This is a genomic window from Pseudomonas fragi (assembly GCF_900105835.1).
Classification (GTDB): domain Bacteria; phylum Pseudomonadota; class Gammaproteobacteria; order Pseudomonadales; family Pseudomonadaceae; genus Aquipseudomonas; species Aquipseudomonas fragi.
Genome location: NZ_LT629783.1, coordinates 2,180,211 through 2,192,999 on the forward strand (window position 1 = coordinate 2,180,211; position 12,789 = coordinate 2,192,999).

The window sequence follows — 12,789 nt, forward strand, 5'->3', positions numbered from 1 at the left end:
GTGGGAGCGGGCTTGCTCGCGATGGGATCGCTGCGGTGTGCCAGACAGACCGCGTGGTTGCCATCGCGGGCAAGCCCGCTCCCACAAAGGGTCTGAGTTTAATTTCAAAAAATGTGAGCTGATTTCGGATCTGGCGTGACAGAGAAGGCAAGCCACTTCGATTCTCATCCTCACAGGATCCCTTCATGCCCGCTCAGCCCTTCCGCCTTACGTCCCTGGCCCGTTTGCTACTGGGTGCCAGTTTGAGTTTCAGCGTCTTGCCGATGGCGTTTGCCGACACCAAGGCTTATCACATCGCACCTTCTACGCTGGAAAATGCCCTCAACCAGTTTGGACGCGAAGCCGGGGTGCTGATTTCGTTCAGCTCCACCGCCGCCAGCGGTATTCAAAGCAAGGGCCTAGAAGGCACCTATGACCCTGAACAAGGCCTGCAGGCCCTGCTCGAAGGCACCGGCCTGCAAGCCCGCGCCGAAGGCCAGGGCGCATTCAGCCTGCAACCGGCAACGGCTGCCACAGCCCCTGCCAGCATCGAGCTGGGCACCTCCAGCGTGGTCGGTGACTGGCTCGGTGACGCAGCACAGACCGATGTGTTCGAGCACCCCGGCGCCCGTGACGTGATCCGCCGCGAGGAATTCGAACGCCAGGGTGCCACCAGCGCGCGTGAAGTGCTCAATCGTATCCCCGGCGTCAACGCTCCGGAAAACAACGGCACCGGCAGCCACGACATGGCCCTGAACTTCGGCATCCGCGGCCTCAACCCGCGCCTGGCAACCCGTTCGACCGTGTTGATGGACGGCATTCCGGTGCCCTTCGCCCCCTACGGCCAACCACAGCTGTCGTTTGCCCCCATCAGCATGGGCAATATGGATGCGGTAGACGTGGTGCGTGGCGGCGGTGCCGTGCGTTATGGCCCGCAGAACGTCGGCGGTATCGTCAACTTCGTGACCCGCGCCATTCCCGACGAGCCGACGGTAAAAGTCGGCCTGCAAACCGAAACCAGCCCGTCCTCCACCCAGGATGGCTTCAAGAAAACCGCCAACCTGCTGGCCGGCGGCACGGCCGACAACGGCCTGGGCGGCGCCCTGCTGTACTCCGGTGTACGCGGCGGCGACTGGCGCCAGCACAGCGACACGCGCATCGACGACCTGATCCTCAAGGGCAACTACCAGATCGACGAAGCCAACAGCCTGCACGCCATGGCCCAGTACTACGATGGCGAAGCCGATATGCCTGGCGGCCTGAGCACCGCGGCCTACAGGGCCGACCCCTATCAGTCGACCCGCCCCAACGACAAGTTCTGGGGCCGTCGCACCCTGGTCAACTTCGGTTATCGCTACCAGCAAGACCGCCGTGAATTCACGGTCAACAGCTTCTTTACCAAGACCCTGCGCAGCGGTTATCTGGACCAGGGCAGCTTCCTTTCGCTGTCCCCCCGCGAATACTGGGTGCGCGGTATCGAAACCCGCATCGCCCAGGGTTTTGACCTGGGCAACAGCAGCCACGAAGTAGGCGCGGGCTATCGCTATATCAACGAAGCCGGCCATGAACTGCGCTACCGCACGCCGATTGCCGCCAACGAACTGCCCACCACCAACAGCCGCAATGACCGCGACACCCGTGGCGCCACCGAGGCCCATGCGTTCTTTATCGATGACAAGATCGACATCGGCAAATGGACCTTCACCCCCGGCATTCGCTACGAAATGATCGAACAGCAGCAAACCAATCTGCTGACCAACGTCAAATACAAGGGCGACTACAACACCCCGCTGCCCGCGCTGAACGTGATGTACCACGTCACCGACAGCTGGAATCTGTACGCCAACACCGAAGGTTCCTTCGGCAGCGTGCAATACAGCCAGATGCCTAACCGCGTGACCGGCGGCGAAGTCAAACCGGAGAAAGCGCGCACCTGGGAAATCGGCACACGCTACGACAATGGCAACCTGCGCGCGGAGATCGGCGCATTCTTGATCAATTTCAACAATCAATACGACAGCAACCAGACCACCGATACAGTGATCGCACGGGGCAAGACCCGTCATCAAGGCATCGAAGCCAGCGTCAACTACGCACTCGACGGCCTGAGCCCGGTACTGGCGGGGTTCGACGTGTACGCGACCTACGCCTATGTTGACGCGACCATCCGCGAAGATGGGCCGAACAAGGGCAATCGTGTGCCGTTCTCCTCAAAAAACAAAGGCAGCCTCGGCGTCGGCTACACCGAAGGGCCATGGAAAGCCAATCTGGACAGCACTTTCCAGAGCAACCAGTTCGCTGACAACGCCAACACCCGCGCCGAAAGCGCCGACGGCAGCACCGGTCTGATCCCGGGCTACATGGTGTTCAACAGCCGCGTGGGGTATGACTTCGGCCATCAACTGTCCGACCTGAACGTGGCGGTCGGGGTGAAAAACATCCTCAACCACGAGTACTACACCCGCTCGTTTGACGACAACAACAAGGGCAAATACGTGGGCGAGCCACGCACGCTCTATGTGCAGACTTCTGTCGCATTTTGATTTAAATCGGCTAAAGCCCGCACACGCGGGCTTTTCCTACAGGCAAAGACTGACACCGGTCACGACTTGCAAGACTTCCTGAAAATAGTGCTTGAAATATTTGCTCATCGGCCCAAACACTGTAACTGAGCGATGACGATGAACCTTTGTACACTCAAGGCCGTCAGACCTCACACGAGCACGCTTATATAAGGGAAGAACTATGCTTACTCACGTCTTTTCCGATAAACACATCGACAGTGACAAACGCACCCAGGATTGGGTTACTGCAACTGTTGAAGTCACGCTCGAACGCCATTTGGAAGATCTGACCCGGGTCGAGGTCCATCTCAGTGATGAAAATGGCGGCAAGTCCGGTCCCAAGGACAAACGCTGCAAAATGGAGGCTCGACCTAAAGGACACCAGCCAATTCTTGTTTCCCACGACGCTGATTCGCTGACCCAGGCCGTGGAGGGTGCCGCCCAGAAGCTGGAGCACGCTCTGGAACACCTGTTCGGCAAGCTGCGTGGCAAACGCACAACCACCCTCGCCCCGGAAGGGTTTGAGGCAAAAGAGCCAAAACAGACCGCTGACGACTTGCTCGAAGAAGAGTTTTTAGAGAAAGAAAAAGAACTCGATAAAATCAGCTGATTAGGCGTCCTGGACGCACAAAAAAGGCGGGCCCACTTCGGTGGGCCCGCCTTTTTCATGCCTGCAAACCGCTTAAAGTTCGCCCTTCTCCACTTCCGGGTGCTCACCGGAGCCGGCACCGGTCTTGCGATGGGGGTTCTCGATCTTCACCGACGGGAACTGCGACGAGGCATAACGCACCACCAGGATGGCAAACGCCAGCAACAGGATCGCCCCGGTCAGGTACACCACGCCCATGTCCGGCGGGTTGTGATGGGACACGTTGGAAATCAGCAAACGGGTCAGCGCCGTGATCGCCACATAAATCAGGAAGCGCACGGGCATATGATTGGTCTTGAAATAAATCCCGACCATCGCGCCCAGCTCGAGGTAGATAAACAGCAACAGGATGTCATCAATCGTGATGTTGCCCTTCTCCACCATCCCAAGGAATTCCATCACCGCCGCCCAGGCAGTGACCGCGCCAATGGCAAACAGCGCCAGGTAATGGAAGGTTTCGACGAACAGATTGCCCATCGACTCGGCCAGTTCATGAACCTGGCGACGTAGCTTCTCAGCTTTGTTAACTCTCACGATGCAGCTCCTTGAATCGACTCGAACGGATCATCCGCGATGCACATGACGCTTTTTACATGCAGAAAAAAGGCCAGTCACTGCTGTTGAGATGGTGACCGCCGCCCATAAGGCACCTCTGGCCCGATCGGGCATGCCATTTACAGCTACATTGAAAAAGCCGCTATTCAAATGCTGGCGATTGGCTTATCCTTTTCTCTGTATATAAATACAGTAATCGCTAGATAATTTACGTGAAGGCATATGAGGTGGTAAATGGCCGTCGAAGTGGTATACCGCAGCAGCCGAGATCTGGAGCGTTTGTTCATGGATAAAGCCGAAGCTGACCGTCATGACAAAATGCTGGAACTGGCAGAGTTGCTGGCCGAAGTGCTGCAAAAAGCAGTGCCGTCCCTGAACGAGCAACAAGTCGAAGAAGCCGGTATCTACATGGCGAAAAATCGCGATGTGTTTGCCAAGGCCTTCAAGAGCCAGCCGGACGCCCTGTCCGAGTTGCTGGTCGACAGCGAGTAAGACTGCCGCGTACTCGCTTGACTCTCCCCTACGGGGCAGACCCTACCCTCAAAGGCCCCCTTTCAGGTTGGCGTCATGATGAGCAAGCGAGTACTGGTCATTCTCGGTCACCCCGGCACCCACAGTTTCTGTAGCGCACTGGCAGACAGCTATATAGCTGCAGCCAAGGATGCCAGCCATGATGTACGCGTCATGCGCCTGGGCGATCTGCGCTTCGACCCGGTGCTGCGCGAAGGCTACCAGCAGGTCCAGGCGCTGGAGCCTGACCTGCTGCAGGCTCAGGCCAATATCCATTGGGCCGAACACCTGGTGCTGGTCTACCCGATCTGGTGGGGCGGGATCCCTGCATTGCTCAAGGGTTTTTTCGACCGCATCCTGCTGCCCGGTTTTGCCTTTCAATACCGTGAGGGCAAGGCCTTCCCCGCAAAATTGTTGAAAGGCCGCAGCGCACACCTGCTGGTGACGATGGACACCCCGCCGTGGTACTACCAATGGGTGTACCGCATGCCGGGGCTGCATCAGGTTCGCAAAACCACACTGGCATTTTGTGGCATAAAACCCACCGCTACCCTGACATTTGGCCCGATCCTGAACGCCACGCCCGGGCAAAGAGACGCCTGGCTTCAGGCGGCACACCAGCTCGCCACGCGTTAAGCCAGCGGGCGGCGATTAAAAGGACTTTTCATGTATATCGGCAAAGCCGCCCAGTTGTCGGGCACCACCGTCAAAAGCATTCGCCACTACGAAGACATCGGTCTGCTACCTGCGCCGCAACGCCGTGGCGCCTATCGCGTCTACAGCGAGCAAAGCGTTGAACTGCTGATGTTTATCAAGTGCGCGCAGCAGTTGGGCTTCAAGCTCAAGGAAATGCAGGCCATTCTTGATCAGCATCGCGGCCAAACGCTGCCGTGGCAGGTCGTAAGCAACGCCATCGCCCGGAAAAAACACGCCGTAATGGGCCAGATAGATGCGTTGCAACAGGTGCATGCGGGGCTGGTCGAGTTTGAGGCTCGCTTTGCCCTGGGAGGTCCGGAGCTGGACTTGGCCTGTGTTCAGTCCTTGGGATACAACAATTGATGTGCCAGCTCGTCAGAAACCCGTGCCGGTGAGCGTTTTTCAGCCTGGGCATGGGCATAAATGCCGGTCAAACGCTGGCTGATCTGCAATAACTGCTGGTTGATGGCCTCGGGGGCTGCACCTTCATGGGTCAGGGCCATATAGATCAGCCCGCCGGAATTGATGACGTAATCGGGCGCATACAAAATGCCTCGCCGCTCCAACTGATCGGCCACTTGCAGATTGGTCAGCTGGTTATTCGCACATCCGGCCACCGCCGAGCAGCGCAATTGCGCCACGCTGTGCCAGTTCAACACCCCGCCCAGACCGCACGGCGCAAGAATGTCGCAGGGGGTGCTGAGCAAGGCTTCGCAGGCAATCGGGTGCGCCCCCAGCTGCTCCATGGCCAGGCGCACTTTGCCGGGGTCGGTATCGCACACCAGCAGTTCGGCACCCGCAGCATGCAGTTGTTCGGCCAGGGCGTAACCCACTTTGCCCAGGCCCTGCACTGCCACCCGCAAGCCTTCGAGGTTGTCACTGCCCAGGCGCGACGACGCCGTGCTGCGGATTCCGGCAAACACCCCCATCGCCGTATGGGGCGAAGGGTCGCCGGCAGCAGTGGTGCTGGTCACATGCCGGGTGTGCTGCGCTATGCAGTCCATGTCTGCCGTTGATGTGCCGCTGTCGATTGCCGTGATATAGCGCCCGTCCAGTTGGTCTACACAGCGACCAAAGGCTTCGAACAGCGCCGCGCGGCTATCGACGTGGGCCGCACGCACCACCACGGCTTGCCCCCCTCCCACGGCCAGCCCGGCCAGCGCCGCCTTGTAGCTCATGTCCTGCGCCAGGCGGACAGCATCACCCACCGCACTTTCGTCATTGGGGTAAGCCAGATAGCGACAACCCCCCAATGCCGGCCCCAGGCGAGTGTTATGGATGGCAATTACGGCTTTCAGGCCTGTAACGGGGTCTACACTAAGGTGCAGCGACTCAAGCTGAGCGCTTTGCATGAGAGCAAACATCATCAGGCCCTCGAACGATTATGGGTATTCGCCAGTATAGGCGGCGCCAGAAAATTCGTTGAAGTGCGCAGGCATAAGCCTGTGCGCTTTTCAGGGTTTCGGACATATCCACAAGGGAGCACATCCTGTGGGAGCGGGCTTGTTATGGGAGCGGGCTTGCCCGCGATGGGATCGCCGTGGTCTGACAGATAGACCGCGTCGCTCCCATCGCGAGCAAGCCCGCTCCCACACACAGAGTGGGGTCAGGCCGGGGTGTCGGGCTGACTGGCCGGGTGCGCCGAGATAAACGCCGGATGTTGTTCTGCCAGCGCCGCCACCCGGGCAATGCGCGGGTACGCCGCCAGGGGCACGTTAAACCGCTGCGCCGCATATAACTGCGGGATCAAATATACATCCGCCAGCCCGGGCTGTGGCCCGAAGCAATAACCGCTGTCACCGATCAACTGTTCAATGGCGCCCAGCCCCTGGCTGATCCAGTGAACGATCCACTCCCCCACCTGCGCTTCATCGTGCCCCAATTGACGCAGCCGGTTAAGCACGCTGACGTTGTGCAACGGGTGAATATCACACGCCACCAGCGCCGCCACCGCCCGCTCCCGGGCACGGACGGTCAGGTCGGCAGACAGCAGCGCCACTTGCGGGTAACGCTCTTCGAGGTATTCGATGATCGCCGGTGACTGGGTCAGCACATCGCCCTCGTCCGTGCGCAAGGCCGGTACGCGGCCTTGCGGGTTGATCGCCAGGTACGCCGGCTGACGGTGCTCACCGCCAGCCGGCGCGATCAGATTGACCGGTAGCGCTCGATAATCCAAACCCTTGAGTGCCAGCGCAATACGTACCCGGTAGGACGAGGTTGAGCGGTAATAAGTAAAGAGTTCCATAGCCCGCTCCTTTAGCGCGCGGCAACAACCTTGCCCCGGCACTCGCCAAAACCGATGGAGGCATGACCTTCACGGGTGCAGCGGGCACGCAGAATGATTTCGTCACCATCTTCCAGGAACTTGCGCACTTCACCCGAAGCCAGCTCGATCGGGTGTTTGCCGCCTTCGGTGATTTCCAGCAGGCTGCCCAGTTGCGAGCGGTCGGGGCCCGACAAGGTCCCCGAGCCAAACAGGTCACCGGACTGCAACTGGCAACCGTTGACACTGTGATGAGCCACCAGTTGGGCCGCAGTCCAGTACATGTTCAGGCTGTTGCTCAAGCCCAGGCGATGGGCTGGCAGGTTCTGTTCGCGCATCGCCTCGGTCAGCAGCAGCACTTCCAGTTCGATATCCAGCGCGCCACTGGCCTGGTCCTTGGTATCGAGCAGGTAAGCCAGTGGTTGCGGGTCACCTTCAGGGCGGGCCGGTTGTGCACGGCGGAACGGCTCCAGCGCTTCGGCGGTCACCACCCACGGTGAGATGCTGGTAATAAAGCTCTTGGACAGGAACGGGCCCAGCGGCTGGTATTCCCAGGCCTGGATATCCCGCGCCGACCAGTCGTTGAGCAGGCAGAAACCGGCAATATGCTCGCCTGCTTCGCTGACCGGGATCGCGTCGCCCATGTCATTGCCCTGGCCAATCCAGATCCCCAGTTCCAGCTCGTAGTCCAGCCGTGAACACGGGCCAAAGGTCGGCTCGGTCTGCCCGGCAGGCAGGGTTTGCCCTTTGGGGCGGCGTACTTCAACACCAGAGGGGCGAATGGTCGAAGCGCGACCGTGGTAGCCAATCGGCACATATTTATAGTTGGGCAGCAGCGGATTGTCGGGGCGAAACAGCTTGCCGACGTTTTTGGCGTGCTCGATGCCGACATAAAAATCGGTGTAGTCGCCGATTTTGGCCGGCAGATGCAATTGGCAATCCGCCGCCAGTGGCAGCAGCCGCGTGCCCAGGGCTTCGATTTTGCCACGCAGGGTGCTGCCCTCGACCAACAGTTCCAGCAAGCGCTCGCGCAGGGCGACCCGGGCACTGCGGCCCAGGGCGAAAAAAGCATTCAACGCGCCGCCCAGGGAAGCTTCAACCGCCACCTTGGCCGGGCCTTCAAACAGGCCCGCCGCCAGCCCGGCCTCCAGATCGAAAATCGCATCGCCAATGGCAACCCCGCTGCGCGGTGCCGACCCGCCAATGCTGAAAATTCCCAGCGGCAAGTTCTGCAACGGGAAATCGCGGTGGCCGTTGGCAGAGCTGATCCAGCTTCGGGCAAGAGTGGTCTGGGTCATGGGTTATCTCCGATTCGGGGTGAAGGTCACGGGCAGCGTGGCCCAGCAAGCGTCGTAGTTCGATTGCAATTGCGGGCATTCAAGGGCAAACCGGCTTGGGCGCAACACCTGGCTGGTCTCGAACATAAAGGCCATGGTGTTGTCGATCTTGCTCGGTTGCAGCTCGGCCGCAATCGCCTTGGTACAGGTTTCGCCATCCGGGCCGTGGGCGCTCATGCAGCTGTGCAGCGACGCACCGCCGGGCAGGAAGCCTTCGGCCTTGGCGTCGTAGCTGCCCTGGATCAGGCCCATGAATTCGTTCATCAGGTTGCGGTGGAACCACGGTGGCCTGAAGGTATTTTCAGCCACCATCCAGCGCGGAGGAAAGATCACGAAGTCGAGGTTGGCCAGACCCGGCACGCTGGTAGGCGAAGTCAGGACAGTAAAGATCGACGGGTCGGGATGGTCGAAGCTGACCGTGCCGATGGTGTTGAAGCGGCGCAGGTCATATTTGTACGGCACGTTGTTGCCATGCCACGCCACCACGTTAAGCGGCGAATGGTCCAGCTCGCAGCCCCACAGCTCACCGAGGAATTTTTGCACCAGGGGCGTGCCCTGGCGTGTGTCTTCGTAATGGGCAACCGGGGTCAGGAAATCCCGGGGGTTGGCCAGGCCATTGCTGCCAATCGGCCCCAGATCGGGCAGGCGCAGCGGCGCGCCGTGGTTCTCGGCAACATAGCCGCGAGCCTGGGCATCGAGCAGCTCAACGCGAAACTTGAGGCCACGGGGGATCACCGCGATTTCCAGTGGTTCCAGATCCAGGCGCCCCAGCTCGGTACAAATGCGCAAGCGGCCCAGTTCGGGCACCAGCAGCAACTCACCATCAGCATTGAAAAACACCCGCTGCATCGAGGTATTGGCGCGGTAATGGTAGATGCTGATGCCCGAAGGTTTTTCCGACCCGCTATTGGCCGCCATGCCCACCAGGCCGTCGATAAAATCTGTTGCTTGATCTGGAATCGGCAACGGGTTCCAACGCAAGCGATTGGGGGTCACCGGCCCCAGCGGGCCTCCCGCCAATTGCCGCTCCAGCTTGACGAACGCCGGGTGGTTGGCGGATGGCTGGATGCGGTACATCCAGGTACGCCGCGCCTCGCTGCGCACCATGGTGAACGCCGTACCGGAGAACAATTCGGCGTACAGACCGTAGGGGGCTTTTTGCGGGGAGTTCTGACCCACCGGCAGGGCGCCGGGCAATGCTTCGCTGCTGAATTCGTTGCCAAACCCGGATTGATAGCCAAGACCTGACGAGGGCGAATCGACGTTCATGGAGCCTCCAGCATGGAGAAGGCAGCGGACTGCGCCCGGCGCTGGAAGCGTTTGCGCGTCGCTGCGTTATTTTTATCGTAATTCGATTACGCATAACGTAATTTGATTGGTATTCAGCGTCAAGCTATAAAGACGCCCATTCGTCCCGAGATATAAGCACTTCCATGGAAAAGCCCCGCAGCAGCACCGACAGCACCGGCAAGCAGAAAGTGCGTTCGGCCGAGGTCGGCACGGACATCCTCAAGGCGTTGGCCGAGCTGTCCCCCTCGACATCGCTGTCGCGCCTGGCCGAACACGTACAAATGCCCGCGAGCAAGGTGCATCGCTACCTGCAGGCACTGATCGCCAGCGGTTTTGCCGAACAGAATGCCGCCACCAACCACTACGGTTTGGGCCGCGAGGCATTGCGCGTGGGGCTGGCCGCGCTCAACAGCATGGACGTGCTGAAAGTCGCCAGCCTGCCTTTGGCCGAGCTGCGCGACGACTTGAATGAAACCTGCTTTTTGGCGGTGTGGGGTAATCAGGGGGCAACTGTGGTGCACATTGAGCCAGCCGTGCGGGCAGTCACCGTAGTGACCCAACTGGGTTCGGTCTTGCCACTTCTCAGTTCATCGACAGGGCTGGTGTTCAACGCATTTTTGCCGGATCGCGAAACCGTCGACTTGCGCGAACTGGAGTTCAAGACCGATCAGGTACATCCGCTGCAAACACCTGAAGCCTACACCGCGCTTTGCAGCCAGATCCGCAAGCGCGGTTTGCATTTCGTGCATGGCTTGCTGATGCCTGGTGTCGATGCCTTGTCGGCCCCGGTATTCAATGCAACCGGCCAGGTGGCGGCTGTACTGACCGTGGTTGGCCCAACGTCACTGTTTCACGCCGATGAAAACGGACCAGCGGCCAAACGCTTGCTGGCCGCCAGCCAGGCCATCAGTTGGCGGATGGGGTATCAGCCGGGCTGATGGCCCACGGCATCACACCATCCACTTGTATTTGGCCTGATCGAGCAGCTCGCTCATCATCTGTTCGATGCGCTCGATGGGCAGGTGGTCGAGCCGATGGATATCCTGGAACGAGCCACCCTTGCTGAACACCCCGGTTTCCCAGTCGTTGTGTGCTTGCACAGTGCCCCACTCCAGCGTGTCCATACCCAGGCCCAGCAGGTCCTGGCTGTAGATGACCGTCATGTCGACAATGTTGTTGACCGTGTTGAGATAAATGTTTTCGCAGTCCAGTGCCAGGTGCTGCAGTTGCTCATTGAGAAATTCGCGCACCCGCTCAACCACTTGCGGGCTGGGTTTGAGGGTGAATTTATCGGTCATGAATGCGTTGTTATCCTGAGTGTTCATGATGAACTCCTGTCCGTGCTCCCGGCCTGTTCAGCGTCTTGCTGCAACAAAGGCTGCCGGGAGCAATCATGTGAAACCCCATTCAACACGATCCGTGCCAGGGGCCTGCGATACATAGTTATCGTGTATCCAGGTCCTTGAGCCACAAGCCTTTTTAGCCACACAACTGTTGCCGAAGATGTAAAACAGATTGTCCCAAAGCGGGCTTACTCCTCTGCCGACCAGCCCTTATTCTTGTCGAACGTTCCAGCACGGGCACACGCCCAACGCATCGAGTCGCATCGACTCTGCCCACCGATTTACCCTGACGTTGATTTGTAGCTCCTTGATGAACGTCTTCCTTGGCCGCTGTTTTACAGCGGCCTTTTTTATGCGCGTAAGAAACTGTGGGAGCGGGCTTGCCCGCGATGGCATCGACACGGTTCTCCAGCAAGACCGCATTGGGTCAATCGCGAGCAAGCCCGCTCCCACGGGGTCTGTGGTGTGCTGAGTAACTAGAACACCATCGCCAGCAACGGCGCGGCGAACAGGTTGAGGATGCCAGTGAGTACCATCACCAGCCCCGCCACCGAACCTTCTTCACTGCCCACTTCGCGGGCGCGGCTTACACCGGCACCGTGAGCGCCAATGCCAAACAGCGCGCCCCGCGCCAGGCTGCTGCGCAGCGGCAGCCACTTGAGCAGAATCCCGCCGAGCAAGGCACCAAAAACACCAGTAAACATCACAAACACCGCTGTCAGTTCAGGCACGCCGCCCAGGTCCTGGGCCAGCGGCATGGCAAACGGGGTGGTAATGGAGCGCGGTACCAGCGACATGGTCAATGAGGTGTCCAGCGCCAGCGCCCGGGCCAGCCAAAACGAACTGCCAATGGACGCCGCGCTGCCCGCCAGCATCCCCAGCAGCAACGCCACCCAGTGTCGCGCCAGCAGCTTGCGTTGCTGCCAGATCGGCACGGCAAAGGCCACGGTCACCGGCCCCAGTACCAGCATCAGCCAATGGGTATTGCTTGAGTACTCGGCATAGGCGGTGTGCAGCGGCACGGCCACGGCAAGCAGCAAGGCCGGCACCAGAATCAGCGGCGACAGCAGGTAACGCCCGGTACGCCGGTACAGCCAGCGGCTGAAGCCGTAGGTCAACAGGGTGAACAGCAGCCAGAACATGGGCATCAATTCAAACTTCATGACGCAGCCTCCAGCGGCACACGGCTTCCACGGTAAATGCCGTAACCACCATCACCAGCAGGGTGCTGACGCCGATCACCAACAGGATGCGCCAGCCCTCGTCGCGCACGAGCACGCCGTAATCGAGCAGGCTCATCAGTGCCGGGATAAAAAACAGCAGCATTTCAGCCATCAACACACCGGCGCCCAATTGCAGGGTTGCAGGCTTGACCCAGCCCAGGGCAAACGCCAGCAACAGCAGCGCCATGCCCACTACACCGCCGGGGATCGGCAGGTGCCACCAGGCCGCCAGCTGGCAACCCAAAAAGTACAAAGCCAACAGCACGGCCAGCTCACTGACCAACCGACCCAGGCGTTTTACATCGAAGCGTTTCATGATTTTTCCATTCCAGACAGGCCTTCAGTTTAAAGAGCCTGCTAACATCCCTAAAACGAATTGT

The 12,789-nt window shown here is 59.8% G+C and carries 14 protein-coding genes; 6 read left to right on the forward strand and 8 right to left on the reverse strand.

Going from position 1 to position 12,789, the window contains the following annotated elements:
- The first annotated feature begins 185 nt into the window (after positions 1-185).
- Positions 186-2,522: a TonB-dependent Fe(3+) dicitrate receptor FecA gene (gene fecA / locus BLU25_RS09965; protein WP_016781845.1), complete on the forward strand. Its 2,337-nt coding sequence runs from the start codon at positions 186-188 to the stop codon at positions 2,520-2,522.
- A gap of 202 nt (positions 2,523-2,724) precedes the next feature.
- A complete protein-coding gene (locus tag BLU25_RS09970) occupies positions 2,725-3,153 on the forward strand; it encodes an HPF/RaiA family ribosome-associated protein (protein ID WP_016781844.1) in 429 nt (142 codons plus the stop codon).
- A gap of 72 nt (positions 3,154-3,225) precedes the next feature.
- Here BLU25_RS09970 and BLU25_RS09975 read toward each other — a convergent pair whose 3' ends face one another.
- Entirely contained in the window at positions 3,226-3,726 is a 501-nt protein-coding gene (locus tag BLU25_RS09975) for a phosphate-starvation-inducible protein PsiE (protein ID WP_016781843.1), read from the reverse strand.
- A gap of 255 nt (positions 3,727-3,981) precedes the next feature.
- Between BLU25_RS09975 and BLU25_RS09980 the strand changes: the two genes are divergently transcribed.
- The 3 genes from BLU25_RS09980 to BLU25_RS09990 all read left to right on the forward strand — a co-directional run bounded on the left by BLU25_RS09980 (position 3,982) and on the right by BLU25_RS09990 (position 5,316).
- Positions 3,982-4,239, forward strand: a complete 258-nt coding sequence (locus BLU25_RS09980) for a YebG family protein (RefSeq protein WP_016781842.1) — start codon at positions 3,982-3,984, stop codon at positions 4,237-4,239.
- 78 nt (positions 4,240-4,317) lie between these two features.
- Positions 4,318-4,893 (forward strand): NAD(P)H-dependent oxidoreductase, encoded by a 576-nt coding sequence (locus tag BLU25_RS09985; protein WP_029611538.1) that lies wholly within the window; start codon positions 4,318-4,320, stop codon positions 4,891-4,893.
- A gap of 30 nt (positions 4,894-4,923) precedes the next feature.
- Positions 4,924-5,316 (forward strand): MerR family transcriptional regulator, encoded by a 393-nt coding sequence (locus tag BLU25_RS09990; RefSeq protein WP_016781840.1) that lies wholly within the window; start codon positions 4,924-4,926, stop codon positions 5,314-5,316.
- Here the strand turns inward: BLU25_RS09990 and BLU25_RS09995 are convergent.
- From BLU25_RS09995 to hmgA, 4 genes are all read right to left on the reverse strand, one after another.
- Positions 5,292-6,317 (reverse strand): Leu/Phe/Val dehydrogenase, encoded by a 1,026-nt coding sequence (locus tag BLU25_RS09995; RefSeq protein ID WP_029611537.1) that lies wholly within the window; start codon positions 6,315-6,317, stop codon positions 5,292-5,294. The genes BLU25_RS09990 and BLU25_RS09995 overlap by 25 nt on opposite strands.
- A 242-nt stretch (positions 6,318-6,559) precedes the next feature.
- A complete protein-coding gene (gene maiA / locus BLU25_RS10005; protein ID WP_016781838.1) occupies positions 6,560-7,198 on the reverse strand; it encodes a maleylacetoacetate isomerase in 639 nt (212 codons plus the stop codon).
- 11 nt (positions 7,199-7,209) lie between these two features.
- Entirely contained in the window at positions 7,210-8,514 is a 1,305-nt protein-coding gene (gene fahA, locus BLU25_RS10010) for a fumarylacetoacetase (RefSeq protein WP_016781837.1), read from the reverse strand.
- Positions 8,515-8,517: 3 nt separating this feature from the next.
- The gene (gene hmgA / locus BLU25_RS10015) at positions 8,518-9,822 is read right to left on the reverse strand and encodes a homogentisate 1,2-dioxygenase (protein WP_016781836.1); all 1,305 of its coding nucleotides are present in this window, start codon (positions 9,820-9,822) and stop codon (positions 8,518-8,520) included.
- Positions 9,823-9,986: 164 nt separating this feature from the next.
- Between hmgA and BLU25_RS10020 the strand changes: the two genes are divergently transcribed.
- Entirely contained in the window at positions 9,987-10,781 is a 795-nt protein-coding gene (locus tag BLU25_RS10020) for an IclR family transcriptional regulator (protein WP_016781835.1), read from the forward strand.
- Between the two features lie 12 nt (positions 10,782-10,793).
- Here the strand turns inward: BLU25_RS10020 and BLU25_RS10025 are convergent, their stop codons facing one another.
- The 3 genes from BLU25_RS10025 to BLU25_RS10035 form a co-directional block, all read right to left on the reverse strand.
- Entirely contained in the window at positions 10,794-11,168 is a 375-nt protein-coding gene (locus tag BLU25_RS10025) for a hypothetical protein (RefSeq protein ID WP_016781834.1), read from the reverse strand.
- Positions 11,169-11,662: 494 nt separating this feature from the next.
- The gene (locus BLU25_RS10030) at positions 11,663-12,349 is read right to left on the reverse strand and encodes an LrgB family protein (protein ID WP_016781833.1); all 687 of its coding nucleotides are present in this window, start codon (positions 12,347-12,349) and stop codon (positions 11,663-11,665) included.
- Positions 12,339-12,725: a CidA/LrgA family protein gene (locus tag BLU25_RS10035; RefSeq protein ID WP_016781832.1), complete on the reverse strand. Its 387-nt coding sequence runs from the start codon at positions 12,723-12,725 to the stop codon at positions 12,339-12,341. The genes BLU25_RS10030 and BLU25_RS10035 overlap by 11 nt, the downstream gene beginning before the upstream one ends.
- Between the last annotated feature and the right edge of the window lie 64 nt (positions 12,726-12,789).

Coding starts and splice junctions, on each gene's coding strand:
- fecA (WP_016781845.1), top strand. CDS start 186: ATGCCCGCTCAGCCCTTCCGCCTTACGTCCCTGGCCCGTTTGCTACTG.
- BLU25_RS09970 (WP_016781844.1), top strand. CDS start 2,725: ATGCTTACTCACGTCTTTTCCGATAAACACATCGACAGTGACAAACGC.
- BLU25_RS09980 (WP_016781842.1), top strand. CDS start 3,982: ATGGCCGTCGAAGTGGTATACCGCAGCAGCCGAGATCTGGAGCGTTTG.
- BLU25_RS09985 (WP_029611538.1), top strand. CDS start 4,318: ATGAGCAAGCGAGTACTGGTCATTCTCGGTCACCCCGGCACCCACAGT.
- BLU25_RS09990 (WP_016781840.1), top strand. CDS start 4,924: ATGTATATCGGCAAAGCCGCCCAGTTGTCGGGCACCACCGTCAAAAGC.
- BLU25_RS09995 (WP_029611537.1), bottom strand. CDS start 6,317: ATGTTTGCTCTCATGCAAAGCGCTCAGCTTGAGTCGCTGCACCTTAGT.
- maiA (WP_016781838.1), bottom strand. CDS start 7,198: ATGGAACTCTTTACTTATTACCGCTCAACCTCGTCCTACCGGGTACGT.
- fahA (WP_016781837.1), bottom strand. CDS start 8,514: ATGACCCAGACCACTCTTGCCCGAAGCTGGATCAGCTCTGCCAACGGC.
- hmgA (WP_016781836.1), bottom strand. CDS start 9,822: ATGAACGTCGATTCGCCCTCGTCAGGTCTTGGCTATCAATCCGGGTTT.
- BLU25_RS10020 (WP_016781835.1), top strand. CDS start 9,987: ATGGAAAAGCCCCGCAGCAGCACCGACAGCACCGGCAAGCAGAAAGTG.
- BLU25_RS10025 (WP_016781834.1), bottom strand. CDS start 11,168: ATGAACACTCAGGATAACAACGCATTCATGACCGATAAATTCACCCTC.
- BLU25_RS10030 (WP_016781833.1), bottom strand. CDS start 12,349: ATGAAGTTTGAATTGATGCCCATGTTCTGGCTGCTGTTCACCCTGTTG.
- BLU25_RS10035 (WP_016781832.1), bottom strand. CDS start 12,725: ATGAAACGCTTCGATGTAAAACGCCTGGGTCGGTTGGTCAGTGAGCTG.